Below are 26,666 nucleotides of genomic sequence, written 5' to 3' on the forward strand. Positions count from 1 at the left end.
AACCATTCGCATCTGCCGAAAAGTTCTGTATATAATGAAACAAGAACGGTTGAAGGGATGGATGAAAATGGAACAAAAAACGAGAGATTTATTTAAGACGTTGACAGAGCTTCCGGGCGCACCTGGATTTGAATCACAGGTCCGTCAGTTTGTTCGCGACCGAATCACACCGCACGTCGATGAGGTCATGACGGACGGCATCGGCTCGATCTTTGGGAAACGGGTCGGAGACGAGGCGGGACCACGTATCATGGTCGCCGGACATATGGATGAAGTCGCGTTTATGGTCACGCGAATCACAGAAAACGGAATGCTTTACATACAGCCGCTCGGCGGATGGTGGAGCCAAGTGCTCATGGCACAGCGATTTGATATCGTGACGAATGATGGGTTGATTCCAGGCGTCGTCGCATCGACACCGCCGCACTTGCTCGGACCGGACGCGATGAGTAAACCGATGGATATGAAACAGATGTTTATCGACATCGGCGCCGACACGAAAGAAGAGGCCGAATCATGGGGCGTGCGTCCTGGTCTTCCTGCAGTGCCAACGAGCGAGTTCACGCCGCTCAAACATCCGAAAAAGATTATGGCCAAAGCATGGGATAACCGCTACGGGGTTGGCCTTGCGGTCGAATTGCTCGAAGAGACGACAAAAGCCGATCATCCGAACATCTTGTTCTCTGGGGCGACCGTTCAAGAAGAAGTCGGTCTCCGGGGAGCGCAAACGGCAGCCGAGATGATTCGTCCGGATGTCGCGCTCGTACTCGACGCGTCACCGGCCAACGATGCGTCTGGCAATAAGACGGAGTTTGGTCAACTAGGGGAAGGGGCGCTAATCCGAATCCTTGACCGGGTCATGGTCATGTCTCCCGAGATGCGTGACTTCTTACTCGACACGGCGTCTGATGAAAACATCAAAACACAATATTTCGTCTCACCAGGTGGAACGGATGCAGGCCGAATTCATATGAGCGGGGAAGGGGTCCCGACAGCAGTGATTGGCGTTGCGGCACGTTACATCCATACGCATGCCTCGATTCTGCATACGGACGATTATGATGCGGCGAAAGCGCTCCTGAAGGCGCTCGTCAAACGACTTGATCGCTCGACGATGGAGACGCTTCGGGCTTCACGCTAATGGTTGAAAGAACGTCACTCGTGTAGTGGCGTTTTTTCATGTTGAATTTTTCCGAGAAACACTTATACTGATAAAAGTGTGAAGACAGAAACTTTACGACTGACAAGACAGGAAAGAGGGACTTCCATGTTAAAGAAAAAAGGGATCACACTCAGTCCGTCACTATATTTCGTGACGGCGCTCAGTTATATGGCACTCGGATTATTCAGCACCCTCATCATCGGCTTAATCATGAAGACGGCCGGAGGGCAGTTGCTCGAGACGAATCTGTCCGGATTTGGAACGACGCTGATCGAGATTGGTGATGTGGCCATCGGCTTGACCGGTCCTGCCATCGGGATTGCAATCGCCTATGCGCTTCAGGCGCCACCGCTCATCTTGTTCTCGGCGCTCGTCGTTGGGGCGTTCGGTTACGAGTTCGGACCAGCCGGCAGTTATGTGGCGACGTTGCTCGCTGTCGAGGTCTCCAAACTGGTCTCGAAATCGACGAAACTTGATATTTTGGTCACGCCGTTCACGACCATTGCCGTCGGTTATTTGAGTGCGACCTACATCGGTAAGTACGTCGGCTTGTTCATGACACAGCTCGGGACGTGGATTGAGTGGGGCACGGAACAACAGCCGTTGTTCATGGGTGTCGTCGTCGCGACGCTCATGGGGCTCGCGCTCACGGCACCAATCTCGAGTGCGGCCATCGCCCTCATGCTCGGATTGAGTGGGATTGCGGCAGGTGCGGCGACAGTAGGATGTGCCGCCCAAATGATCGGTTTCGCCATTACGAGTTATCGGGACAACGGTATTGGCGGCGCTATCGCCCAAGGGATTGGTACATCGATGCTCCAAGTCGGCAATATCGTTAAAAATCCGTGGATCTTGTTGCCGCCGACCGTTGCCGGTGCCGTGCTCGCCCCGATCGCGATTCTGTTGTTCGAGCTCGAAAGCGTCGCGGCAGGTGCCGGGATGGGGACGAGCGGTCTTGTTGGTCCGATTGTCATGCTCGAGACGATGGGCTTCAGTTGGCATATGTTCCTCGTCGTCCTCGGCTTTTTAATCGTCGGCCCGGCTGTACTCAGCTATGCCGTCTATCAAGTGTTGGTCCGGATGAACCGGATTCGCCCGAACGATATGAAAATCGAATATTGAACATACGAAAGAGAGCGTCCCGGCGTATAAGCGGGACGCTCTCTTCAGTTCACCAACCGAAAAGCTGTCGGACGATGTCGACAGTTTCGCGGGGAACGCGGAAGCTCGCCAAAAATAAGAAGAGCAAGACGGCGTAGATGGGGATTAAAAATCGTTTGCGAACAATCGGCAAGGCACGAACGAGACGCTTGAAGACCCGTTCTAGTATGTAAATCATAGCAAACCCGACTACGAGCCATACTAATATCTCGCTTCGTGTCTTGTCCGTATCGATGAACAAGTAGCCGTAGCGCAGAATAGCCAGCATGCCGATGACGCCGACGAGTTGCTCGAGCGGGTGTTTCATTTCTGGATTCAACTGTTCACGTGTCCATTTTGTCATGACTTCACCTTTTTCACGTAATCTTCGCTCTCGAGATCATCAAACATGAGAGCGGAATGTGACAACGGACTTATGCTATCATGAATGGGGAAAAAAGAACAGGAGTGGTGAACATGAAACAATTGACAACGATGAACGAGTATACAGAAGCGAAACAAGGGAAGAGCATCTTAATGTTCTCGGCAACATGGTGCGGCGATTGTCGTTTCCTCGACCCGTTCATGCCAGAAATCGAAGCGAAGTTCGAAGATTGGACGTTCTATTATGTCGATCGTGATGAATGGATGGAACTCGCGCAACAGCTCGACATTTTTGGGATTCCGAGCTTTGTCGCCTTCAACGGCGGACAAGAAGTTGATCGCTATGTTGGACGCGAACGGAAGACACCCGAGCAAGTTGAAGCTTTCCTTCATGGGTTAGGGTGAATGAGATGGAACGCAATGAGTTACGACGTCATCTCGAACGCCGGTTCACGGAAGGGTACCGCACCTCTTACGACCGTGAGAACGAGGTGTTGCGCATCGAACGGGCAACGGACCGTTTCGGTGTCAACATCCGTCTCGCCCCGCTCGTAGCGAAGACGAAAGTACGAGGAGAAATCGCCATCGACGAGGTCGTCGACTACATCAAGACAGCGCTCTCTGCGGACGATGCGGTCACACTCGCTGGCAATGAAGCGAACCTTTACCCTGTCATCCGCTCGGCCTCGTTCTCGACGGAGACGAAGCGTGGGGAAGCCCTCGCGACGACGCCGCATACAGCCGAGACGTCCGTTTTTTACGCGCTCGATTTGGGCAACGGCTATCGGTTGATTGAAGAGCGTCATTTAGGCGGGATGCCTTTGACTCGCCTCGATGAGTTGGCACGGGACAACGTCAAAAAGTTACCGACCGATTTAAAAGAAGACACCGTGGCCGGGAATACGTTCTATTTCCTAGCGGCTCGGGACGGCTATGAAGCGTCACGTATTTTAAACGATGAGTTTTTGCGCGTCATGGAGCGTCGCATCGAAGGCGATATGCTCGTCGGGGTGCCGCACCAGGACGTGATGATTATCGCGGACATCCGAAACGACCAAGGTTATGACGCGATGCAACAGCTCATGTTCGACTTTTTCACGAATGGGCGAATCCCGGTGACGGCTCTTTCTTTCCATTATGAGGACGGCGTTCTTGAACCAATTTTCATTGTCGGAAAAAAGAACCCACCAACGGACGCATAATCTGCTAAACTATTTGTGTCTAGTTTGAAAGAAGGGGCGTTTTTACGTATGCAAATCAATGCTTTTTATAACCGTGAAGGAATCGGCGATGTCCTCATGGTCTTGTTAAGAGAAGGCGATCGTCACCATCAAGTCGTTGAACGGAAAGATGATGTTGCCATTGTCAAATCAACGACCGGTAAAGTCAATGGCTATAATATCTTCAATGCGAGTAACTATTTTGACGTCAGCGACTGGCACGGTCCGGTCGAGTTGACGGCGGAATTGATTGAGACGCTCGGTGTCATCTTGCGCAAACAAAACATCGAAGCCGAGTTGTCAGGCGTCGATTTTACTCCGAAGTTTGTTGTCGGCTATGTGAAGGAAGCGCAGAAACATCCGGATGCTGACAAGTTGTCGATTTGCCAAGTCGAGACCGATCAAGGAGACGTCCAGATTGTATGTGGCGCACCGAATGTCGCAACCGGCCAAAAAGTCGTCGTTGCGAAACCAGGGGCTGTCATGCCGTCTGGTTTGATCATTCGTCCATCAAAATTACGGGGCGAAAGCTCACACGGTATGATTTGTTCAGCGCGAGAATTGAACTTAGCTGACGCACCGCAAGAAAAAGGGATTCTCGTATTGGATGACGAATATGAAGTAGGGAAAGCATTTGAAATCGGTCGCTAAATTCGACCGATTTTTTGCTAAATAGGATTGAGTGAAAAAGCGAGGAATCAAGTATGGATGCCTATGAACGTTCATTAAAACAGCAAGCAGACCGAATTCGACGCGAACTTTCCCAAGAAGGGAAGAAAGGTGGACCTGCACCGAAGGCCGAGCCGAAGGATGAGTTCATCCCGTCAGATGTACCATCACCGATTTACGGTTATGCTCGACCTAAACCGAAAATTGATCTCCCGATCGAGCATTCTCCCGAGACGAGAGATGATTTATCGGTCAGGCAAGCCAAGCGAGTCGCGCAATCGATCGAACCAGTAGCAGATGATGTCCCGACACCAGCTGTTCCAGTCGAACAAGAGCTTGACATGGAACTGATCGAGGAACCGATACTGACCGCTGACGAAACGACAACGCAATCTTTTGATGAGAGCACGGATGAACTCGATTCGGCATTAGTAGAAGAGCCGTCAGAAGCAAATCCATCAGTAGAAGCGCCGTCAGCGGAAAAACTTGAGGAAATTGTCACTGAGCAAGCGGACATGCCGAGCGAAGAGATGATTATTTCCAAGGAAACGACCGATGAAATAATCGTTTCTGAAGACGAAACGGCTGCACAAGATACCAAACCAATTCTCGGAGAAGTATCGATTTTAGAGAGCGGGTTCGCCTCGGTGTTCATGGATTCGACAGAGTTGAAATCAGCAAAGATTGCAGTCCGGGAAGAAAAGCAGGACGTGACAGACGAAAACGTTTCGCTCGAGGCGCCGATTGAGACGGTGGCTCCGATCATGGAAGATGTTGCGAAAACATTACAGGGCGAAGACCCCATTGAAGTGTCCGACGAAGAAGAATTGACCCCTGCGGTGAGCGTCTCATATAAAGCGGGTGGCCCACCACTCAACGTCATGATGACACCGCAAGACCGGATGGCGATGTATAAGAGTCGTCGCTTGGCAAAAAAAAACAATAATCTGTAATAGCATGACTCCTGGAGTTTTGCTATAATGACAAAGGTTTGTCGCATTTTTTTCTGCAGACCGCAATGAATTAGGGGGGCTATTTACAGATGAACCGTTATCACTTCGTCGGAATTAAAGGAACGGGCATGAGTCCTTTAGCTCAAATTTTAAATGACATGAACAATGAGGTCCGAGGTTCGGACGTTGACAAAGCATTTTTTACTGAAGAAGCATTGAATCGCAAAGGAATTGAAATCCTTCCGTTTGATCCTGAAAATATTACCGAAGGGCAAATCGTCGTACAGGGCAACGCCTTCGCTGACGATCACCCTGAAGTCGTTCGAGCACGAGAGCTCGGATTGACGATATACAAATACTATGAGTTTCTCGGCGAATTGGCCGACCATTACACGAGTGTCGCCATTACGGGATCGCACGGTAAAACGTCGACGACAGGCCTCTTGGCACACGTCATGCGCGGCATTGAGCCGACGTCGTTCTTGATTGGCGATGGGACAGGAGAAGGAGTCGAAGACTCAAAAAACTTTGTCTTCGAAGCTTGTGAGTATAAGCGTCACTTCTTATATTACCGTCCAGATTACGCCATCATGACGAACATCGACTTTGATCACTCGGATTATTTCTCAGGACTCGATGACGTCATCGACGCGTTCCAAGAGATGGCGAAGCAAGTGAAGAAAGGGATCATCGCTTGTGGTGATGATGAAAACTTGCAACACATTCAAGCGAACGTGCCAATCGTTTATTACGGTTTCGGCGCCCATAACGACTTCCGCGCCGAGAACGTGAACTCGACGGACAACGGGACAACGTTTGACGTCTATTTGCGTGATGACTTCTATGGGACGTTCCGGATTCCGGGATATGGCAATCACAGCGTCTTGAATGCTCTTGCCGTGATCGCGACGTGTGACTATGAGAACTTATCGAAAGAATTGGTCAAAGACCGTCTCGAGACGTTTAATGGCGTGAAACGTCGTTTCAGTGAATCGACACTCGGAAACCAAGTGTTGGTGGATGATTATGCCCATCATCCACGTGAAATCAGTGCGACAGTGGAAGCGGCGCGTAAAAAATACGAGGGCCGTGAAGTTGTTGCCATTTTCCAACCACACACATATACCCGCCTCAAATCATTTATGGATGATTTCGCTGCGGCATTAGCCGAAGCGGATGTCGTGTACTTGTGTGATATCTTCGGTTCGGCTCGCGAACAAGAAGGCACGGTCACAATCGAAGACCTGCAGTCTCGTATCGAAGGGGCGAACGTTTTAAAGCGTGACGGGGTCAGTGTCTTGAGTCAACACAGAGACGCGGTTCTCCTGTTCATGGGAGCCGGAGACATCCAAACGTATCAACGTGAATATGAGAATCACGTCCAACTTGAAGCGTGAATCTAGAGCGAATGGCTAATGCCGTTCGCTTTTTTTGTGTTTAACATCAAGTCAAGACGGTAATAGTATTAGCGACTGAATTTGGAAAAGGAGATGTTAAGAATGGCAAGCCAAGGCGCATTGAGTACATTGAACAAAGAGGTGGCCAACTATGGCCTTTTATTCGTCAAACTGCATAACTACCACTGGTACATTAGCGGACCTCACTTCTTCACGTACCATGAAAAGTTGGAGGAACTGTATAACCTCGTCGCTGAACTATACGATGACGTGGCGGAACGTCTCTTGATGAATGATGGCGAACCATATGCCACGATGAAAGAATATCTCGAACATTCGACGTTGCAAGAAGGGGATCGTCATGCGGATACGGAGCAAATGATCAAGGACGTCATCAGTGACTTCAAACAGATTCGCCAAGAAATGCAAGACGCGATGGAAAACTTCGAAGACGGGGACGAAGCAATCGAAGATACGTTCGTGTCTCATATCGAACGTCTCGAGAAAGAGATTTGGATGATGTCGGCAGCACTCGGCAAAAAGACGAAGCTATAATAAAAACAAGCGTGCCGCAATCGGCACGCTTGTTTTTTGTTACTTCAAATTTTCTGGATTGAGTGGCAAGAGCGAGTCGACGACAAAACGTCCGTCCTTGCGAATCAATACGTCATCGAACCAAATCTCGCCACCGCCGTAATCAGGGCGTTGGATATTGACGAGATCCCAGTGAATCGAAGAGTCGTTCCCGTTATAGGCATCGTCATACGCCTGACCCGGTGTGAAATGGAAGCTACCGTCGATTTTCTCGTCGAACAAAATATCTTTCATCGGATGCTGGATGTACGGGTTGACACCGATTGCGAATTCGCCGACGTAGCGGGCGCCTTCATCCGTGTTGAACACTTCGTTGATCCGGTCCGTATCGTTCGCCGTCGCGTCGACGATTTTTCCATCTTTGAACGTCAATGAGACGTTCTCGAACGTGAAGCCATGATACGGAGACGGCGTGTTGTACGTGATGACGCCGTTGATGGAGTCTTTGACCGGCGCTGTGAATACTTCACCGTCCGGGATATTCATTTGACCCGAGCACTTGATCGCCGGGATGTCTTTAATCGAGAAACTGAGGTCAGTCCCCGGTCCTTTGATTGAGACACGGTCTGTCTCGTTCATCAGCGTGACAAGAGCATCCATGGCCCGGTCCATCTTGCCGTAGTCGAGCGTACAGACGTTAAAGTAGAAGTCCTCGAACGCCTCGGTCGATTTGCCGGCGAGTTGTGCCATTGATGGTGATGGGTAACGGAGGACGACCCATTTCGTTCCTTTGACGCGGTCCTCAGTATGCATTTTTCCGATCGTGGCTCCAACGAGTTTTTGTTGTTCAGCCGGAACGTCTGATAGCTCGTTAATGTTGTCTCCGGCACGAAGTCCAATGTAGGCATCCATTGCCTGCATCTGTTTACGTTCGATGTCCGCCATGAGCTCGAGTTGCTCTCGGCTCGCGCCTGTGTAGAGTTTGCGTAAAATACGACTCTCTTTCAACAAGACGAACGGATGCCCCCCAGCTTCGTACGCCTTTTCGACAAGCGCTTCGACGAGCGACTCCTCAACGCCAAAATTTTCAATCAGAACGCGTTCCCCTTGCTTCAATTCGACTGAATAATTGATTAATCCGTCGGCGAGTTGTGTGATTCTTGGATCTCTCATACGTCCACCCCTTTAACTTTTTTAAATTTATTTCTATTTTAGTGTAATCGAAAACATAAAAACGGGTAAAGGAATAATCAGACCGGATGGCGAAAACGGTTGTGACAAATCTTTTCAGTCATAATGGTGCTATAATGAAAACACCACATTATCGAATAGGAGGAATGAATGCATGGAAATCACATTAGGAGGCATTGCGGGGCTCATCGCGGCACTCGCATTTGTCGTACTCGTATTTTTCTTGGCACGTGTCTTGTCGAACGTCAATCGGACACTCGGCAGCGTAGCCAACACGACCGAAAACTTAGAACGTCAATTAGACGGAATCACAATGGAAGTGACGGCGCTCTTACATAAGACGAACCGTCTCGTAGATAACGTCGAAGAGAAAACAGAATTGCTCGCACCGGTGGCTCACGCGCTTGATGAGCTCGGCACGTCGCTTAACGAAGTGACGGAATCGGTACGAACGGTTTCTTCTTCTGTTCACGTGGCAGCAGACGAAAATAAAGAACAAATTGCCCAGGCGGTACGATGGGGTTCTGTCGCTGTAGAATTATTTAAGAAAAATAAAACCGAAACGTCTTCCAATGAACGACCATCACGTCGTCGCGGTCGTCGGGACCGTAAACAAGAACAAGAACCGACAACGGTCTCACCAGGGCTAATTGCGACAGACGATACGATTAAATCATAACTAGCAAAAGGAGGAAGTAACGATGACATACGACAAGAACAAAACATATAACAACGAACAGCAATCGAGCGGTGGATTTTTGGCAGGTGTCGTTCTCGGCGGCGTAATCGGTGCAGCCGTGGCGCTCCTCACAGCACCGAAGAGCGGTCGGGAAGTGCGTACGTATTTAGATGAGAAGACGGCGACGTCGCGTGAGCGATTGACGGTCAAATCGAAAGAAGTACGCGAAAAAGCGGAGCCAGTCGTCGGCGAGTGGATTAAAGTCGCGAGCGATAAAGCAGCGCCGGTCTTGAACCTCGTTAAAGATAAAGCGCGTGAAGCCGCAGAATTGAAACAACAAGTCGATGAAGACGAGTTGTCAATTGAAGAGGCGATGGAGAAAGCCGATCAACTCGTAGCCGAGGCAGAAGCTGAAGTGAAAGAGCAACTGGATCGCGCTTCAGAAGATCAATCGAGCGAACCGAAAGATGCGAATGATTCGTCGAAAGCAGACGCCAAATCTGATGCGTCTACTGAAAAATCGAAGGCATCTGAAAACAAGGCGAACACAAAAAAATCGGCGACGAACAAACAAGAAGCATCGAGCAGTCGTGACCAATCAGAGAACTACGAATCGGATTTTGAAGCCCCTGTCAAAGATTTGCTCGACGATGAGTCGAAACAAGAATTGAAGGACTTGAAAAACGATTTAAAAAACGGCAACAAATAAGTGATGACGCGTCCGGACCTTCCGGGCGCTTTTTTTGTTGATTTTGTGTCGCCAGCCCATTTCCCTATGACAAAGCGATTAAAGTTCGTTATAATTAGGAATCTGGAAAGAACGGCTTAGAAATGAGAGGGTAATTATGAGTCCACAAGATCAGTTGAATCGATTACGTCGCGAGATGGATGAGTTGAATCGTGAAATGCTCGACTTGCTCAGCCGCCGCGGCACACTCGCTGTTGAGATTGGAAAAGTAAAACGTCTGCAAGGTGTGGAGCGATACGATCCGGTACGAGAACGTGAGATGCTCGATTTCGTCGCTGCGGAGAATCCGGGGCCGTTCGAAACGGCGCGCTTGCAGCATCTGTTCAAAGAGATGTTTAAAGCCTCGGCCGAACTGCAAGGGGAAGACCGAGATAAGACGTTGCTCGTCTCGCGGAAGCGCCAAGCTGAAGACACCATCGTCACGCTCGATGATGTCACGATCGGCAATGGACGCCCGCAATTGATTGCAGGTCCATGCGCGGTCGAATCATTTGAGCAAGTGAATGCCGTCGCCGAAAAATTGGCGTTGTCCGGTGTGAAAATCTTGCGAGGTGGCGCGTACAAGCCACGCACCTCCCCATACGACTTCCAAGGGCTCGGTTTCGAGGGATTGAAACTGTTGAAGCAAGCGGCAGATCGTCATGACTTGCGGGTCATCTCTGAAATCATGACGCCTGGTGCCGTCGAGTCGGCACTTCCCTATGTGGACATCATCCAAGTCGGCGCACGCAATATGCAAAACTTCGACTTGCTGAAAGAAGTCGGGAAGACGGATAAGCCGGTGCTCTTAAAGCGCGGTTTGTCGGCAACGATTGAAGAGTTCATCTATGCGGCCGAGTATATTATGGCAAGCGGCAACAGCCAAGTCATCTTGTGCGAGCGCGGGATTCGGACGTACGAACGGGCGACGCGCAACACGCTCGATATCACAGCGGTCCCGATTTTGAAACAAGAGACGCATTTGCCGGTCATGGTCGACGTCACGCACTCGACAGGACGACGCGACTTGCTACTTCCGGCAGCGAAAGCGGCGCTTGCGGTCGGAGCGGATGGCGTTATGGTGGAAGTACACCCGAACCCGGCCATCGCCTTATCAGATGCCCAGCAACAACTCGATTTCGACCAGTTCGATCAATTCGTGGACGGGCTAACAGCTCAGTTCCCTCAACTTGATTTGGTAAAAAAGTAAGCTTTCCAATTGGAAACGTTTTATATAGCGTGAAGACAGGGTAAAATGATGACAGATACCTGTCTTCCTTTTTTGACACGTTTTTTGAAAATCGTTTGAAAATCATTGCTTGTAGGAGGAGTTTTAATGAATAGTAACAATGTAACGATCTATGATGTCGCACGAGAAGCCGGGGTGTCGATGGCAACCGTTTCACGCGTCGTCAACGGAAACCCGAACGTCAAACCGACGACCCGCAAGAAAGTCCAAGACGCGATTGACCGTCTCGGCTATCGCCCGAACGCCGTCGCCCGTGGACTTGCCAGCAAGAAGACGACGACGGTCGGCGTCATCGTCCCTGATATCTCGAACATCTTTTTCGCAGATCTTGCCCGTGGAATCGAGGACGTCGCCACGATGTACAAGTACAACATCATTCTCGGGAACTCGGACTCGAACCGTGACAAAGAGATTCATTTGTTGAACACGTTGCTCGGGAAGCAAGTCGACGGCATCATTTTCATGGGTGGACGTCTGCACGAAGACCTCGTCAACGAGTTCAAGAAGTCGCCGGTGCCAATCGTCCTTGCGGCGACGCTCAACCAAGGATATGATCTTCCGGCGGTCAACATCGATTATGAGCAGGCAGCATACGATGCGACTGAAATGTTGATTGGCCACGGCCACAAACAAGTTGGCTTCATCACAGGACCACTCGAGCAACAAATCAATGGCGAGAAGAAATTCTCTGGTTACCGCCGTGCCCTTGACGACGCCGGACTCCCGTTCCGTGAGAGTGACGTCGTCCTCGGGAATTACACGTACGCATCAGGCCTTGAGGCGATGCAGAAGATGCTCGAACGTGACGATTGCCCGAAAGCGATTTTCGCCGGTACGGATGAGATGGCACTCGGTGTCATTCACGCGATTCAAGACGCCGGTTTCTCGGTCCCGAACGATTTTGAAGTCGTCGGCCATGATAACACGCGTCTCGCGACGATGATTCGTCCGAAATTGACGACGGTCGTCCAACCGATGTATGACATCGGTGCCGTTGCCATGCGTCTCTTGACGAAAATCTTGAACGCTGAAGAAATCGAAGAGAAAAACGTCGTCTTGCCGCACCGCATCGAACGTCGCGATTCGGTACGCCAAGACTGAATAAAAATCCCCTCGCCTGTCGGAGTCACTCCGCGGACGAGGGGATTTTTTTAGACATATATTGATTTGCGATCGTTCGAGATGAACGGCCAAAATGCGCGTTTCGACACTTCCCAGTTCTTCTCTTCGATCTGTTGGCGCCGGGGAATATGTTGGAACGTGTACGTGTGATCATCCCAACGCGTGGGCAAAGGTTGATCGGCTTTGGCCTGCCACTGGTCAATCCATTCAATCGGGATGTCCCCACTGTACGGCACCTCGCGCGTCAAGCCGGCCCATACTTGGGCCCAGGCGCGCGGCACCGTCCGATACCAGTCATATCCGCCGCCGCCGAGCGCGACGAGGCGACCTTCCGTATACTCATCGGCGAGTCGAGAGGCGATTTGAGGAATCTGTTCGAACGTCCGAATCGTGGAGGCAAGGTGTGTCAACGGGTCGAACGCATGAGCGTCGGCTCCATTCTGTGTCAGGATGATATCCGGTTTGAACCACTCACACGCTTCCCGGAACACGGTCTCGTAACAGTGTAGGAAAGAATCATCCTGGGTGAACGCATCGACTGGGACATTCCAGCTGTATCCGTAGCCATTTCCGTTGCCACGCTCCGTGACCGCTCCTGTCCCAGGGAACAAGTAGCGACCGGTCTCATGGATCGACAAGGTCATCACATCCGCATCATCATAAAACAGCCATTGGACGCCGTCACCATGATGGGCATCCGTATCGACATACAACACACGCGACCCGTACGTCTGACGGACGTGGGCAATGGCGACAGCTGCATCGTTATAGACACAGAAGCCCGATGCTTTTCGTCTCATTCCGTGATGCAGGCCGCCCCCGACGTGAAAGGCACGCTCGAATTTACCGCTCGCGACCAAGTCGAGGGCGTGTATCGTCCCACCCACGAGTCGAGCGGCCCCTTCATGAATCGTCGGGAAAATTGGAGTGTCTTCTGTCCCGAGACCGAATTTGTTCGCTTTTAACGTCGACAGCTCACCTGCGGCCGCTGCTTGGACCGCCTCGATATAATCGATGTCGTGGACGAGCGCGAGCGATTCAACCGAGGCGAGGGGAGGGGCGATACACTCGGAGGCTTGGAGCTTACCTGAGGCGTTCAGGAGGGACGTCGTCAGCTCCAGGCGAATCGGATTGAACGGGTGATCCTCGTGAAAACGGTACGAGTTTTCGTTCTCGCCGAATATGTAGGCTGGTCTCATTGGGACATCTCCGGACCGAGCACATCGAAACCTTCACGCTTCAACCGTTCGATGATACGCAGCGGATTCATCGTCTGGACGCGGAACGAGATGATCCGTTTGTAAGGGTCGGGCGTCGGGTGGACGAACACGTTAATGATGTTGACGTTCGTCTTGGCTAGGAGACGCGTCACTTTCTCAAGCGTACCGGTCGTGTTTTCGACTAAGATTTCAATTTGCGAACTCGGCTCGAGTGCGCCGGTCAATTGGACGAAGTAGCGCAATAAGTCCGTCTCAGTCAATACGCCGACGAGCTTTCCTTGTTCGATGATGGGTAGACATGTTAAACGATATTCATAAAACAAGGCGGCCGCATCTTCGAAGAAATCGTACGGATGCGCCGTTGTCACATCTTGTCGCATGATGCTCGAGACAGGGTTTTTAAAGTCTGCGCTTTCACTTTCGGGGTGGAAAACGCTCGTCGCACCACTCATCTCGAACTGACCGACGATGCCGACGACTTGACGGGCCGGATTCGTGACGATGAGATGGCGTACTTTATGATCGCGCATGAGCTTGGCCGCATGGGCAATCGTATTGGTCGGCTGAATCGTCACGACATGACGGTTCATCATTTGTTCAATCAGCATCCAAATCCCTCCTTAGTCATACATGAACCGGCGTCGCAACCGGAGTGAATCGAAATGGTCGATCGTCTCTTGTCGGACGTTCTTACCGATTCTTGCCATCAGACAGTTGGCCGGGTGCGAGGCGATTTCCGGATCGTCGGTCGGGAAGAAGATGAGCCCGCCATGATTCATCATCTTCTCCATTACTTTTCGGTAATCCCAAATCGAGAGGCCACTTCCTTTTAGATCCCAGTGCCAATAATATTCCGTCGTCAAAATCAAGAAATCGTCCATATGCGGGTCCATCATCGACACCTCAAGGAGCTGTTTTCCAATCCGTTGGCCGCGGTAACGCGGGCTCACTTCGATGGCGCCGAGCTCGAGAATATACGGGTCGTTCCCTTCACTCCAACGTTCATACGGATCTGGATATAAATATGTCACGTAGCCGATGATCAGGTCATCGACGCGGGCCACGATGATTCGGCCTTCTTTTAGGGCAGCGATTTCAACGAGCGCCTTGTGTTGGTCCTCAGGTTCACGAAATGCGGTCAATCCCTCATCGAGGCGATACGTCGCTAGTCTATCGCTTTCGATGGGTCCATCGATGATTACGGCTCCGAGTGAGGTTTCCCACACCTTTGAATGATATTGTTTTTCCATGGAGTCACCACCTTTTCCATCTTCTATTATAGCGCTTTCATTCCACTTCGTTCACGCTCTTTTGGAGATTTTGGAAATTCGTTGATTTGTCACAATATTAACACTATACTGAAAGTGGTTATACCATTCATTACAGGGGAGGCGAATCTTTAGCGATGGAAAAATTGAAAGCGTTATCAGGGGAACATCAATTGGCGTCGTATGAAGAGGCTTGTCAGTCATTCGAGTGGACACAAGCTGAAGCGTTATGTTCATGGAATTTGACAGGGAACGTCAACATGGCGTACGAAGCGATTGACCTTCATGCTGAAGGCGAACTTGCCACAAAATTGGCATTGCTCTATTTCGATGGGGAACGAGAAGAGCGCTACACGTATGAAGATATGAAACGAGAAAGCAATCGGTCCGGAAACGTTCTGAAATCGGTTGGAGTGGAGAAAGGCGACCGCGTCTTCATCTTCATGCCACGGAGTCCAGAACTTTATTTTATTTTGCTCGGCACACTCAAGCTGGGTGCGATTGTTGGACCATTGTTTGAGGCGTTCATGGAGCAAGCCGTCCACGATCGTCTGCTCGATTCGGAAGCGAAAGTCATCGTGACGACCGAGGCGCTCTTGCCACGTGTCCCGGTCGATCAACTTCCGCACTTGGAGACGATTTTAATCGTCGGCGACGTGGTGGAGGAGTCAGGAAAAATCATCGACTACCGTAAATTGGCGGGTGACGCCTCGACCGACCTCGACATCACGTGGGTTGACCGTGAGGACGGTATGATTTTGCATTATACGTCAGGCTCGACTGGGAAGCCGAAAGGCGTCCTGCACGTTCATAACGCCATGGTGCAACACTTGATGACCGGGAAATGGGTGCTCGATTTGCAACCGGACGATATATATTGGTGCACGGCTGACCCGGGCTGGGTAACGGGAACGAGTTACGGGATTTTCGCACCGTTCTTGAACGGGGCGACGAACGTGATCGTCGGGGGACGATTCAATCCTGAGTTCTGGTATTCGGTCATCGAACGGTTCGAGGTCACGGTCTGGTACAGCGCGCCAACAGCGTTCCGCATGCTCATGGGTGCTGGCGAAGAAGCGTTCGAGAAATATGATCTATCATCACTCCGTCATATCCTTTCGGTCGGTGAACCACTCAATCCGGAAGTCATTCGTTGGGGGAACGAATCGTTCGGACTACGGATTCACGACACGTGGTGGATGACAGAGACTGGTGCGATGATGATCTGTAACTATCCGACGATGGATATTAAACCAGGTTCGATGGGCAAGGCTATCCCAGGTTGTGAGGCAGCAATTTTAGACGACCGTGGTCAACCGCTCCCACCGCATCGGATGGGTAACCTGGCACTCAAGACGCCGTGGCCGTCGATGATGCGGAAGATTTGGAAAAACGATACGAAGTATGAGAGCTATTTCTGGGGCGATTGGTACGTCTCAGGCGACTCGGCCTATATGGATGAGGATGGCTACTTCTGGTTCCAAGGTCGCGTCGATGACGTCATCATGACAGCAGGAGAGCGGGTTGGTCCGTTCGAAGTCGAGAGTCGTCTCGTCGAGCACCCGGCTGTCGCCGAGGCCGGTGTCATAGGGAAACCGGACCCGGTCCGTGGGGAAATTATCAAGGCGTTCATCGCGCTTCGTAAAGGATACGAGCCATCGGACGAGTTGAAGGCGGAGATTCAAAAGTTCGTCAAAGAAGGTCTTGCGGCCCATGCGGCACCGCGTGAGATCGAGTTCAAAGACAAGCTTCCGAAAACCCGAAGCGGGAAAATCATGCGTCGTGTCTTGAAGGCTTGGGAATTGAATCTCGAGACAGGTGACTTATCGACAATGGAAGATTGAACGACAAAAGGTCGACACGCGATGTGTCGACCTTTCTTGTCGGGTTAGGCGCCGTCTGCTTCTTCGGCGTCTTCTTTCTTCTTATCTTCCTCAGCCTTTTTCTCGGCCTCGGCTTTCTTCTTGGCTTCTTCTTCAGCTTTTTTCTTCGCTTCTTCTTCAGCTTTCTTCTTGTCAGCTTCAGCTTTCGCTTTCGCGTCAGCGGCCGCCTTGTCTTTCGCAGCAGCCTCAGCTTCTTGTTTCTCTTCTTCAGCCTCTTGTTTCTTCTCTTCCGCTTCTTCTTTCTTCTTCGCCTCTTCTTCGGCTTTCTTCTTCGCTTCTTCTTCCTTCTTAATCTCTTCGACTTTCTTCTTCTCAGAGAATGAGCCAGAGTCACCGAAGTCGCTTGCTCTTACACTAGCCGGCTGCACAAAACGTGCGTTCGAGTTGAATACATTCGGGCTATCGAGATAGACGTTGTTGGCAATTTTAGACCACATGCCTTGCGTCCGTTGGTAGTAACGCCCATATCCTTGACCATCGACTAGACTATTTTCTTGATCGTAACCTGTCCAGACAGCTAGGGTAACGCCAGGAGTCGAGCCGACCAAATACGAGTCACGGCGGTCTTGTGTCGTACCTGTTTTCCCCATCCAGTCGCCAGGAACGTTCAAGAGTGATTTGGCGTATGTCGCTGTTCCAGATGTGTACACGTCTCGGAGCATATCGACGATGAGATACGCGGTGCGATCAGAGTAAATCCGTGTTTTCTTCGGATTTTTCTCGTAAATGACCTCGCCTTGATATTCGACGCGATCGATGATATACGGTTCAACGTGTTCGCCGCCGTTCGCGAGCATCGCGTAACCTGATGCCAGTGCCGCTAGTTCGACTGAACTGACACCGAGTGCCATTGATGGCGCATCACGTGTTTCCTCTGGGACGTTTATCCCCATTTGAAGCAGCTTCTCTGTGTCACTTCTAAAGTCCGCTAGCTCTTCGTAGATTTTCACAGCAGGGACGTTTCGAGATTGTTTCAATGCCTCACGTGCCGTCATCGGCCCTCGGAATGTTAAATCTTCATTGTTGATTTCAATCGTGTCTGGGTTTGATCCATTTTGATATTTATATTTCTCATCAATGATCACCGTATCGGTAGTAATGAGACCTTTCTCGATCGCATTCGCATAAACGAGAAGTGGTTTTGCCGTCGACCCGATTTGACGTTCCATTAGACGGGCACGGTTAAAATCATCCGTTTTTCCGTTCACATAACGACCGCCGACGAATCCGAGAATGCGACCTGTCTTGTTGTCGAGCATAATGGCTGCGGTTTGCTCCGGACCTTGTTCGGGGTCGATGTTCGGTGAGTTATTTGGTCCGAAGTTATTGACGTTCCGGGCCGGTTGTTGCATCGATTCGTGTACTTGTTTATCAAGTGACAAATGAATCTTATATCCACCTTGACGGAGTGCGTTATGGGCACGACGTCCATACGTGTTCGTAATTTCTTTTCGATCTTCCGTACTTAATTCGTTCAAGTCGACACCATCTTGTTTAAGAAGGTGGTCACGGACGATGATGAGGGCATCTTCTTCTGCCCATTGGACGACGTACGGATATCGGTCACGCGGCTTCGATTGTGTTTTCATGAAGTCTTTCGTGATGTCGTAATTAAAGGCGGCATTATAGTCTTTTTTACTGATCTTGCCGGCGACGTACATCCGATTGAGTACCGTCTTCATCCGGTTGATTGCCGGTGACACGTCCTCTTTAATGACACCCCCTTGGTAATACGGTGTGTACAGGAACGGGTTTTTCGGGATCCCCGCGAGGAAAGCGGCTTGTGGCAACGTCAATTTCTCAGCCGATGTGTTGAACACGCCGCGAGCGGCTGCTTCAATCCCTGAGATGTTGCGTCCCATCGAGTTCCGTCCGAACGAGACGACGTTCAAGTACGCGTTCAAGATTTCATCTTTGTTCATCGCTTTCTCGAGACGAAGGGCGAGTAAAATCTCTTTCGCTTTTCGTTCGAACGATACTTCGTTCGTCAACATTTGATTCTTGATCAGCTGTTGAGTGAGCGTCGAGCCGCCGGTCCGGTCTTCCGATCCGGTCGCTTCTTGTAAGATGGCACGGAGCGTCGCTTTCGGCACGACACCGTCGTGCTCGTAAAACTCGACGTCCTCTGTGGCGAGTAACGCGTCGACGACGAACGGAGAAACTTTCTCGACGGCGACGGGAACCCGTACTTCATCCGTCGTATAGTTTCCGATCCGTTCACCGCTTCCAAAATAAATGTCAGAAGTCGATGAGTATGTGTTGATTTGTGATGTCATCGTCTTATATGCGGGTGCCGGCATATCCTTGACGAGGGAAGCGAAATACCCCGCTCCAATCCCGGCGCCTAAAAATCCAATGAGGACGACAGAAATGATGGTGAGGAGTAGCACGTTCCACGACACATCATAAAATACATTGGCATAACGGCGAGCTTTCAAGGACTTTGGTTGGTTCCATATGTCTCGAATCTTTTGCAGCATGACAGCCTCCTTAATATGGTGTAAAACTATTTTAGACAGTATTATATACGATTATAGCACAAGTCTTTCCTGACCTTACCCCGAATCGACTACCTGATGCAAGTTTCCATCTTCTTGGTTGACAATTTGGAAAAGGAACTTATAAAATGTAAAGCATAGTCCATAAATAAAGACGCGATGAAGAAAGCGAAGTAGTCGATTGACCGCTTGTCCAGAAAGCTAGTGGGTGCTGTGAACTAGCCAATGTCAACCGATGAATTACACTTTTGGAGCGTGCCGTTCGGCCGGGTCGAGACCGTTATCTCTCGCTTCAAGTGGCCACAGCTGTGGCAATTAGGGTGGTACCGCGGAATCTCCGTCCCTTCTCATATGAGAAGGGACGTTTTTTTATGTCAATCGAAGGAGTGGAACAGATGGAATTATTGAAGGATTTAGAATTTAGAGGTCTCGTTAACCAAATGACGGACGAAGCAGGATTGAAAGAACAGTTGAACAAACCGACGACGCTTTACACCGGGTTCGACCCGACGGCGGACTCGCTCCACATCGGGCACTTGCTCCCGATTTTAACGCTCAAACGTTTCCAAGAGGCGGGACACCACGTCATCGCCCTCGTCGGTGGAGCGACTGGCATGATCGGTGACCCGTCAGGTCGTTCGGACGAGCGTTCGCTCAATACGCTCGACACGGTCAAGGAATTCTCGGATCGGATTAAAGGCCAATTGAGCCGCTTCCTCCCGCTCGAAGGAGAGAACCCGATTTCAATTCGCAACAACTACGAGTGGACGGAAGAGTTGTCGATTATCGACTTCTTGCGCGACATCGGGAAGCACTTCCCAATCAGTTACATGCTCGCCAAGGATTCTGTCGACTCGCGTTTGGAGAATGGGATCTCGTACACGGAATTCTCATACATGCTCTTGCAATCGTTCGACTTCTTGAAGTTATACGAGAATGAAAACTGCCGACTTCAGGTCGGGGGTAGCGATCAATGGGGCAATATCACGGCCGGTCTCGAACTCATCCGCCGCTTCGGTCACTCGGAGAAGGCGTTCGGGTTGACGGTGCCACTCGTGACAAAATCGGACGGACAGAAATTTGGAAAGACAGCCGGCGGCGCGGTCTGGCTCGACGCGGATAAGACGACACCTTACGAGTTCTACCAGTTCTGGATTAACGTCGACGACGCTGACGTGATCAAGTTCATCAAATACTTCACGTTCATGTCGCATGACGACATCTTGGGACTTGAAAGTGAAGTGGCATCTGCTCCTGAAAAACGTGTCGCTCAACGTCGTCTCGCTGAAGAGATGACGAAACTCGTCCACGGCGAAGCGGGTCTCGATCAAGCGCAACGCATCACGACTGCCTTCTTTAGCGGCGACTTGAAGACACTCAAGCCAGAAGACATGGATGCTGCTTTCAAAGGCATGCCACAGTTCGAACTTGACGGCGAACGTAACCTCGTCGATCTTCTCGTCGAAGCGAATATTGCACCATCGAAACGTCAAGCCCGTGAAGATGTTCAAAACGGAGCGATTTACTTGAACGGTGAGCGGGAACAGGCGCTCGATAAGACGGTGACACGCGCCGATACGCTCGGTGAGTTCACGGTCATCCGTCGTGGTAAGAAAAAGTACTTCGTGATTCGTCACGTCTGATTTATCCGTCCATGTCCGCAAAAATTGCGAGCATGGACGTTTTTTTATTGTCGCAAACTGGATTTGGTCTGCTACGATGGCAAGTATAGACGACAAGGAGGCTTTGTTATGGATATCGAAGAGTTTTTTGGCGAACAGTTCCACCAATGGCGGGAGCGGTTCCGCTACTATGAGATGGCGATCACCGAACTCGAGAGTGATCTCGGCATCATCGACCTCGATTGGCAGACGCGGCTCGGCTATTCCCCGATTGAACATGTGAAGACGAGGATGAAGACGCTGCCGTCAATCGTACGAAAAATGAATCAAAAAGGGCTTCCCCTCGAAGTGGAAGCGCTCTGGGACAATATTTATGACGTCGCCGGGGTCCGAATCGTCACGAGTTTTCGTGATGATATCTACGCCATCCTCGACCATTTGAAGAAACGGGACGATTTACAGATTGATGAGATCAAAGATTATATCGAACATCCGAAACCGAGCGGCTACCGGAGCCTGCACCTTATCGTCCGGACGAAAGTCTACTTGGCGGAACGCGTCATCTGGGTACCGGCTGAGATTCAAATCCGTACGCTCGCCATGGACTTTTGGGCAGCGACGGAGCATAAGCTTCAATATAAATACCAGCATCAAGTTCCCGAGATGTCACGGCATGAGTTGACCGAGGCGGCGAATATGGCAGATGCGCTCGATACACAGATGGGCCGCATCCGCGAACAAATTTTGAAGAAATAAAAAATCCCCTTTCCTGCCGAGACAGGGAAGGGGATAAAAGCATTAACGTGAGTAGTACTCAACGATGAGTTGCTCTTTGATTTGGTCGTTCAATTCAGCACGCTCAGGAAGACGTACGAATGTACCTTCGAGCTTCTCAGCGTCGAATGTTACGTAGTCTTTCGTAGCTGGTGCTACTTCGAGAGCTTCAGCGATCGCTTTGAAGTTTTTAGACTTCTCGCGAACTGAGATGACTTGACCTGGTTTTACACGGTAAGACGCGATGTCTACACGTGAACCGTCAACTTGGATGTGACCGTGGTTGACGAGTTGGCGCGCTCCACGACGTGTGCGAGCGAGACCCATACGGTAAACGAGGTTGTCAAGGCGTGACTCGAGCAAGAACATGAAGTTCTCACCGTGGATTCCTTGCATTTTCCCTGCATCGTTGAAGATGCGACGGAATTGCTTCTCGTTGATTCCGTACATGTGACGGAGTGCTTGCTTCGCTTGAAGCTGAAGACCGTATTCAGAGATTTTACGACGACCATTTCCGTGTTGACCTGGTGCGTAAGGACGTTTTGCTAATTCTTTACCCGTTTCGCTAAGCGAGATGCCTAAGCGACGCGAGAGTTTCCAAGCTGGACCTGTGTAACGAGCCATGTTTGGACTCCTCCTTGTTGTTCATGTATTTTGCACAAAAGAACAACGGTGTCAAAGACGGGTGACGCCCCTTTCATAGGTTCAAGCACCTTCACTTGATAGCGAAGCTACGAGATGCTCCTCCGACTCAGTCGAGGCCCGAAAGGTGGATACGTCTGTCAATGACTGCTATCGTCATTTCATGCACAAAAATCAGTATACGATGAAACGATTCGCTTGTCAATCAGATGAAGCGAAGTAATGTTTGGCAAAATTGCTCCAACCCTTGACGGTCGACGTCTGAGAAACGGTCGAACTCTGGGCTGTCGATATCGAGGACGCCGATGGTCTTTCCGTCACGCACGAGCGGGACGACGATCTCCGAGTTTGAAGCCGCGTCACAAGCGATGTGACCTGGGAATTGGTGCACGTCTGCGATCAGTTGCGTCTCTTGTGTCGAGGCGGCCGTCCCGCATACCCCTTTGCCGAATGCGATATGGACGCAAGCCGGAAGGCCTTGAAACGGTCCGAGGATGAGTGCGTCTTCGCCTTCTGTTAAATAGAAGCCGACCCAGTTGATGCGGTCAAGGAATTGGTTGAGCAATGCGCTCGCGTTCGAAAGGTTGGCGACGCGGTTCGTCTCACCTTCGAGCAGTGCGGCGAGTTGTTTGTTCAGTAGGTCATAACCGGCGGCCAAGTCGCCAGTGTAAGTAGTCGTTTGGAACATGTGATTCCCTCCTAATGAATGAAAGCAAGATTGATTAGCATTATGGTACACGCATTTTTTTGTTTTGTCTTCCTAAAAGATTCGTGCGGAAAATAACATTCTCTCCCTAAACCGTTGGAAAACCTATGCAAATCATTGGTTCTATAATATGATTAGTATTATCTATACTCATAAAATACTTCATTTATTCATTCAGATACATAAGTCCACGAAAGCGGCTTGGAGGTTGTGACAGAAATGGATTACGGAATCTACGGGATTTTAATTGGAATCATTGTCATCGCATTAGGGGCGATGCTTGGAAGCATGCTCGTGCGAAGGAATTTTTACCAGAAAATTGATGATTTAGACATGCGTAAACAAAGTGTGCTCAGCGCCAGCGTGCCGGCCGAACTGCAGAAGTTCAAACAGTGGCCGATGGAAGGCGAGACGAAAGAAAAGTTCGAACGATGGCATCAGTCGTGGGACGAACTCGTCAGCGTACATACAGGGCAAATCGATGAGGCGCTTTATCACGCGGAAGAAGACTTGGACAAATATCGCTTCCTTAAAGTGAAATCGGATTTGAATGCGACGGAACAATTGATTGAAGAGCTCGAGTCGATGGTACACGCCATGCTCGACGAGATGGATGAGTTCAATCAACACCATTCCTCGCTCCTCGATATCGTCAAAAAAGACGAGAAAGAGCTGTATCAATTCCGCAAGACGCTCGTCGCCCAGAACAGTGCGTTTGGTCCGACGTATGAGCTCGTCGAGTCCGAAATCGCGGCAGCGGAAGCGAAGCGGACCGAGATGATCACGCTGAAGCAAGAAGGCCAAGTGTCCGAGGCGTATATCGCCGGACAAGTCTTATCTGAGAAAGTGGCGAAGATTCGTGAACTCGTCGGCGTCATTCCGCAATTCGTGCGCACAGTGCAAGTCGACTTGAAACAACAGCTCAACCAGCTGCGATCGGGTCATAAAGAGATGCAGATGGATGGATACGCGCTTGAGCCGCTCGGTTTAATAGAAGAGATTGAGCAAGCGGAAGATCGCCGTGCCGCGCTTATGGGCCGCATCGAACTGCTCGACTTCGATCATTTTGAGATGGATATGCAGCAACTCAGCTCGGACATCGATCAGTTGTTTGAAGCGTTCCGGACAGAAGTCGACGCGCGCCAATACGTGAAGAAAGAATTTGCGAGCGTGAAAGACCGGGATCGTCAGACGAGCGAAGTTATGGCGCGTCTTCATCAAGAGATGACGCGACTCGTCAGCAACTATGAAATCAACGCGAGGGTCGGAGAAGAATTTGAACAGCTCGAACGCGAACGGGCGACGCTCACCGCGAACGTGCTCGATATCGAACAAGCGCTTGTCGCTCAAATGATCCCATTCAGTATGATCAAGTCGAAAGTACAAGAGGCAAAACGGTCGCTCGATCAGTTTAGCGCCATGCATGAACGATTTATCGAGAATACGAACTCCCTTCGCAAAGAAGAAATCGAGGTCCGCAACAAACTCGAGTCTTGGAAGAAGGAACTATCGGCTCATCGGCGATTGCTCACGAAGAGTGCCATGCCGGTCGTCCCGACAGATTTGACGAACGATATGCGGCAACTGCAAAAAGGCGTTCAATCGTTAGACGAACAGTTCGAGAAGGCGCCGTTCAATATGACGTATATCGTCGGACTCAGTCATGACGTCGAAGAGACGATGGACAACTTCCGCGATCGTGTCAAAGCGTTATTGCGCCAGGTCACGTATGCGGAGCAACTCCTGCAATATGCGAATCGCTATCGCCGGCGTGACAACGAGGTCCATATTGCCTTGACGCTCGCCGAGAACAAATTCTTGCACGGTGAGTACGGCACGGCCGTCGAAATCGGCGAACGCGTCCTCGGACGCTTCGATGAAGGTGCGGCCCGTGAGATTCGCCAACGTGTTGAAAAAGGTTTGGAGCAACAAGAGCTATTACGAAAATAATGATGCATGAAGATTGACGTAAACGGGAATTAACGTGTACGTCAATCTTTTTTGAATCGAGGAGGAATTTTGTGATGGGAACGCTATGGGTTAACGGAAAGATTTATACGATGAACAAAGAGCATGAACAGGCTCGCGCCATGTATGTCGAGCACGGCCGGATATTGAAACTGGGGGAAGAAGGCCACCTTCGTCGTACATACGCCGGAAGAATCAAGCAAATTGTGAATCTTGAAGGGAAGAGCGTCTATCCGGCGTTCACCGACTCACACATCCACTTGATCGGCTACGGCGAAGCGCTCGACCGCATCGATGCGACCGAAACGACGGATTTGCATGTGTTACTCGAAACGATGAAGCAAAAGGACGGTAGTGATAGAGGTGACGATTGGCTCGTCGCGGAGGGGTTCAATGATCGTCTGCTCGGCGAGATGCCGACGCGTGAGATGATTGACGCTGTCATCCCGGACCGTCCTGTCGTCTTGAAACGCGTTTGTCGCCACGTTGCGGTCGTTAACTCGAAAGGGTTAGAACGGCTGGGGCTGATCCATCATACCGTCATCGAAGGCGGGAAGCTCGGACGTGACGCGGACGGGAAGTTGAACGGGGTACTCTATGACGCGGCACTCGATTTGCTCCATAAAGAACTCGGCGGGAATCGCGAGAAAAATGTCGCCTCGCTCCACCGGGCCATCGACTCGTTGTTCGCCCACGGGATTGTCGGCGCCCATACGGAAGACCTGTTCTACCATGGTGACCCGGTTGAGACGATTCAAGCGTATGAGGACGTGTTGGCAGATCTTCCGTTCCATGCCCATCTGCTCGTTCATGAACAAGTCGTCGATCAATTGATTCGTCACGACGCGCTCGCGAAACGACCGCGTTTCGATTTTGGGGCGATGAAGCTGTTCGTCGATGGGTCGTTCGGGGGACGGACGGCACTTTTATCGGAACCGTATACGGATGAACCGGGTCAGCGCGGGATCGAGGTCCATCGTCCGGACCACCTTGAGGCGCTCGTCAAAAAGGCGCGCTCGTATGGCATGAACGTGGCAGCCCACGTCATTGGGGATGCCGCCGCCGAACAATTTATTGGGTTGCTCGAGAAGTATCCAGCCAAGCGCGGGACGCGGGACCGAATCATCCATGCCTCGCTCTTGAACGATGCTTTGTTGAAGCGAATCCAGGCGCTGCCGGTGTTGATTGATGCGCAGCCGATCTTCTTATCGGACGATATGAACTTGTTATTCGACCGACTCGGCAACGACCGTGTCGATAACGCCTATCGCTTCAAATCGATGCTCGATACGGGCGCGCTCGTCCTCGGAGGCAGTGACGCCCCGATTTCTTCGGTCGATGTGCGGAAAGGCCTGTATGGGGCCGTGACCCGGCAATCGTTCGAGGGGGCGGGCGCGCTCAATCCATCGGAACGCTTGTCGATGTATGAGGCACTCCGTAGCTTCACCTACGCACCGCGTGTCGCCACAGGCACGCACGGACGCGACGGTCTATTGATTCAAAGCTATAACGCGACGTTCACGGTGTGGGAAGAAGATTTCTTCGAACTTCACGGACGCGATATCCTCGATAACCGACTCGTTATGACAGTCGTCGACGGCACGCCGGTATACGAGGCCGACGTCGTCAACGCGTAATAAAAAGGCTAGCCGTCCATG

Annotated in this window: 25 protein-coding genes and 1 other annotated feature; of the genes, 17 read left to right on the forward strand and 8 right to left on the reverse strand. The window is 50.9% G+C overall.

The genetic code is table 11. The annotated features are described in order from the left end of the window. Window positions 1-67: 67 nt before the first annotated feature. Both EVJ33_RS11030 and EVJ33_RS11035 read left to right on the forward strand, forming a co-directional pair. The gene (locus EVJ33_RS11030) at window positions 68-1,141 is read left to right on the forward strand and encodes a M42 family metallopeptidase (RefSeq protein ID WP_131437101.1); all 1,074 of its coding nucleotides are present in this window, start codon (window positions 68-70) and stop codon (window positions 1,139-1,141) included. A 126-nt stretch (window positions 1,142-1,267) separates the two neighbouring features. Next, window positions 1,268-2,284: a PTS sugar transporter subunit IIC gene (locus EVJ33_RS11035; RefSeq protein WP_131437103.1), complete on the forward strand. Its 1,017-nt coding sequence runs from the start codon at window positions 1,268-1,270 to the stop codon at window positions 2,282-2,284. A gap of 49 nt (window positions 2,285-2,333) precedes the next feature. On the opposite strand, the gene EVJ33_RS11040 is transcribed toward EVJ33_RS11035, so the two are convergent. After that, complete coding sequence (locus EVJ33_RS11040; protein WP_131437105.1) at window positions 2,334-2,666, reverse strand: hypothetical protein; 333 nt, start codon at window positions 2,664-2,666, stop codon at window positions 2,334-2,336. A gap of 113 nt (window positions 2,667-2,779) precedes the next feature. Here EVJ33_RS11040 and EVJ33_RS11045 point away from each other — a divergent pair, with 113 nt between their 5' ends. The 6 genes from EVJ33_RS11045 (at window position 2,780) to EVJ33_RS11070 (ending at window position 7,480) form a co-directional block, all read left to right on the forward strand. Then, window positions 2,780-3,091, forward strand: a complete 312-nt coding sequence (locus tag EVJ33_RS11045) for a thioredoxin family protein (RefSeq protein WP_131437107.1) — start codon at window positions 2,780-2,782, stop codon at window positions 3,089-3,091. Between the two features lie 5 nt (window positions 3,092-3,096). Continuing rightward, complete coding sequence (locus EVJ33_RS11050; RefSeq protein WP_131437109.1) at window positions 3,097-3,888, forward strand: DUF1444 family protein; 792 nt, start codon at window positions 3,097-3,099, stop codon at window positions 3,886-3,888. A gap of 48 nt (window positions 3,889-3,936) precedes the next feature. Beyond that, window positions 3,937-4,557, forward strand: a complete 621-nt coding sequence (gene ytpR, locus EVJ33_RS11055; protein WP_201739702.1) for a YtpR family tRNA-binding protein — start codon at window positions 3,937-3,939, stop codon at window positions 4,555-4,557. 53 nt (window positions 4,558-4,610) lie between these two features. Continuing rightward, a complete protein-coding gene (locus EVJ33_RS11060; RefSeq protein WP_131437111.1) occupies window positions 4,611-5,528 on the forward strand; it encodes a hypothetical protein in 918 nt (305 codons plus the stop codon). 89 nt (window positions 5,529-5,617) lie between these two features. Further along, window positions 5,618-6,925 (forward strand): UDP-N-acetylmuramate--L-alanine ligase, encoded by a 1,308-nt coding sequence (gene murC, locus EVJ33_RS11065; protein ID WP_131437113.1) that lies wholly within the window; start codon window positions 5,618-5,620, stop codon window positions 6,923-6,925. Window positions 6,926-7,027: 102 nt separating this feature from the next. Then, window positions 7,028-7,480 carry a Dps family protein gene (locus tag EVJ33_RS11070; protein ID WP_131437115.1) on the forward strand — a complete coding sequence of 151 codons (453 nt, stop codon included), beginning with the start codon at window positions 7,028-7,030 and terminating at the stop codon, window positions 7,478-7,480. A 39-nt stretch (window positions 7,481-7,519) separates the two neighbouring features. Here EVJ33_RS11070 and EVJ33_RS11075 read toward each other — a convergent pair whose 3' ends face one another. Beyond that, window positions 7,520-8,632 (reverse strand): aminopeptidase, encoded by a 1,113-nt coding sequence (locus tag EVJ33_RS11075; RefSeq protein WP_131437117.1) that lies wholly within the window; start codon window positions 8,630-8,632, stop codon window positions 7,520-7,522. A 172-nt stretch (window positions 8,633-8,804) separates the two neighbouring features. On the opposite strand from EVJ33_RS11075, the gene EVJ33_RS11080 reads away from it, so the two are divergent. From EVJ33_RS11080 to ccpA, 4 genes are all read left to right on the forward strand, one after another. Continuing rightward, complete coding sequence (locus EVJ33_RS11080; protein WP_131437119.1) at window positions 8,805-9,329, forward strand: DUF948 domain-containing protein; 525 nt, start codon at window positions 8,805-8,807, stop codon at window positions 9,327-9,329. A gap of 22 nt (window positions 9,330-9,351) precedes the next feature. Further along, on the forward strand, window positions 9,352-10,038 hold the full coding sequence (locus EVJ33_RS11085) for a YtxH domain-containing protein (protein WP_131437121.1): 687 nt from the start codon (window positions 9,352-9,354) through the stop codon (window positions 10,036-10,038). 136 nt (window positions 10,039-10,174) lie between these two features. Continuing rightward, entirely contained in the window at window positions 10,175-11,266 is a 1,092-nt protein-coding gene (locus EVJ33_RS11090) for a bifunctional 3-deoxy-7-phosphoheptulonate synthase/chorismate mutase (RefSeq protein WP_131437122.1), read from the forward strand. A 126-nt stretch (window positions 11,267-11,392) separates the two neighbouring features. Next, complete coding sequence (gene ccpA, locus EVJ33_RS11095; protein WP_034778263.1) at window positions 11,393-12,406, forward strand: catabolite control protein A; 1,014 nt, start codon at window positions 11,393-11,395, stop codon at window positions 12,404-12,406. 50 nt (window positions 12,407-12,456) lie between these two features. On the opposite strand, the gene EVJ33_RS11100 is transcribed toward ccpA, so the two are convergent. From EVJ33_RS11100 to EVJ33_RS11110, 3 genes are read right to left on the reverse strand one after another with little or no spacing between them, the layout of a single operon-like run. Next, entirely contained in the window at window positions 12,457-13,626 is a 1,170-nt protein-coding gene (locus tag EVJ33_RS11100) for an acetoin utilization protein AcuC (protein ID WP_131437124.1), read from the reverse strand. Next, complete coding sequence (locus EVJ33_RS11105) at window positions 13,623-14,255, reverse strand: acetoin utilization AcuB family protein (RefSeq protein ID WP_131437126.1); 633 nt, start codon at window positions 14,253-14,255, stop codon at window positions 13,623-13,625. Before EVJ33_RS11105 ends, EVJ33_RS11100 begins: the two co-directional genes overlap by 4 nt. A 12-nt stretch (window positions 14,256-14,267) precedes the next feature. After that, complete coding sequence (locus tag EVJ33_RS11110; RefSeq protein WP_131437128.1) at window positions 14,268-14,897, reverse strand: GNAT family N-acetyltransferase; 630 nt, start codon at window positions 14,895-14,897, stop codon at window positions 14,268-14,270. A 155-nt stretch (window positions 14,898-15,052) separates the two neighbouring features. Between EVJ33_RS11110 and acsA the strand changes: the two genes are divergently transcribed. Then, window positions 15,053-16,759: an acetate--CoA ligase gene (acsA, locus tag EVJ33_RS11115; RefSeq protein WP_131437130.1), complete on the forward strand. Its 1,707-nt coding sequence runs from the start codon at window positions 15,053-15,055 to the stop codon at window positions 16,757-16,759. A gap of 44 nt (window positions 16,760-16,803) precedes the next feature. Here the strand turns inward: acsA and EVJ33_RS11120 are convergent, their stop codons facing one another. Then, complete coding sequence (locus EVJ33_RS11120) at window positions 16,804-19,278, reverse strand: transglycosylase domain-containing protein (protein WP_131437132.1); 2,475 nt, start codon at window positions 19,276-19,278, stop codon at window positions 16,804-16,806. A gap of 168 nt (window positions 19,279-19,446) precedes the next feature. Further along, window positions 19,447-19,644, forward strand: a binding site (T-box leader). 47 nt (window positions 19,645-19,691) lie between these two features. Between EVJ33_RS11120 and tyrS the strand changes: the two genes are divergently transcribed. Both tyrS and EVJ33_RS11130 read left to right on the forward strand, forming a co-directional pair. Next, on the forward strand, window positions 19,692-20,939 hold the full coding sequence (gene tyrS, locus EVJ33_RS11125) for a tyrosine--tRNA ligase (protein ID WP_131437134.1): 1,248 nt from the start codon (window positions 19,692-19,694) through the stop codon (window positions 20,937-20,939). A 108-nt stretch (window positions 20,940-21,047) separates the two neighbouring features. Continuing rightward, window positions 21,048-21,674, forward strand: a complete 627-nt coding sequence (locus EVJ33_RS11130; protein WP_131437136.1) for a GTP pyrophosphokinase — start codon at window positions 21,048-21,050, stop codon at window positions 21,672-21,674. Window positions 21,675-21,716: 42 nt separating this feature from the next. Here EVJ33_RS11130 and rpsD read toward each other — a convergent pair whose 3' ends face one another. Together rpsD and EVJ33_RS11140 are read right to left on the reverse strand one after the other, a co-directional pair. Further along, window positions 21,717-22,316 carry a 30S ribosomal protein S4 gene (gene rpsD / locus EVJ33_RS11135; RefSeq protein ID WP_029595169.1) on the reverse strand — a complete coding sequence of 200 codons (600 nt, stop codon included), beginning with the start codon at window positions 22,314-22,316 and terminating at the stop codon, window positions 21,717-21,719. A gap of 223 nt (window positions 22,317-22,539) precedes the next feature. Beyond that, window positions 22,540-23,022 carry a GAF domain-containing protein gene (locus EVJ33_RS11140; RefSeq protein WP_131437138.1) on the reverse strand — a complete coding sequence of 161 codons (483 nt, stop codon included), beginning with the start codon at window positions 23,020-23,022 and terminating at the stop codon, window positions 22,540-22,542. A gap of 237 nt (window positions 23,023-23,259) precedes the next feature. Between EVJ33_RS11140 and ezrA the strand changes: the two genes are divergently transcribed. After that, window positions 23,260-24,990: a septation ring formation regulator EzrA gene (gene ezrA / locus EVJ33_RS11145; protein ID WP_131437140.1), complete on the forward strand. Its 1,731-nt coding sequence runs from the start codon at window positions 23,260-23,262 to the stop codon at window positions 24,988-24,990. 74 nt (window positions 24,991-25,064) lie between these two features. Beyond that, on the forward strand, window positions 25,065-26,645 hold the full coding sequence (locus EVJ33_RS11150) for an amidohydrolase (RefSeq protein ID WP_131437142.1): 1,581 nt from the start codon (window positions 25,065-25,067) through the stop codon (window positions 26,643-26,645). Window positions 26,646-26,666: the final 21 nt, after the last annotated feature.

This window comes from Exiguobacterium sp. SL-10, assembly GCF_004337025.1.
Classification (GTDB): domain Bacteria; phylum Bacillota; class Bacilli; order Exiguobacteriales; family Exiguobacteriaceae; genus Exiguobacterium.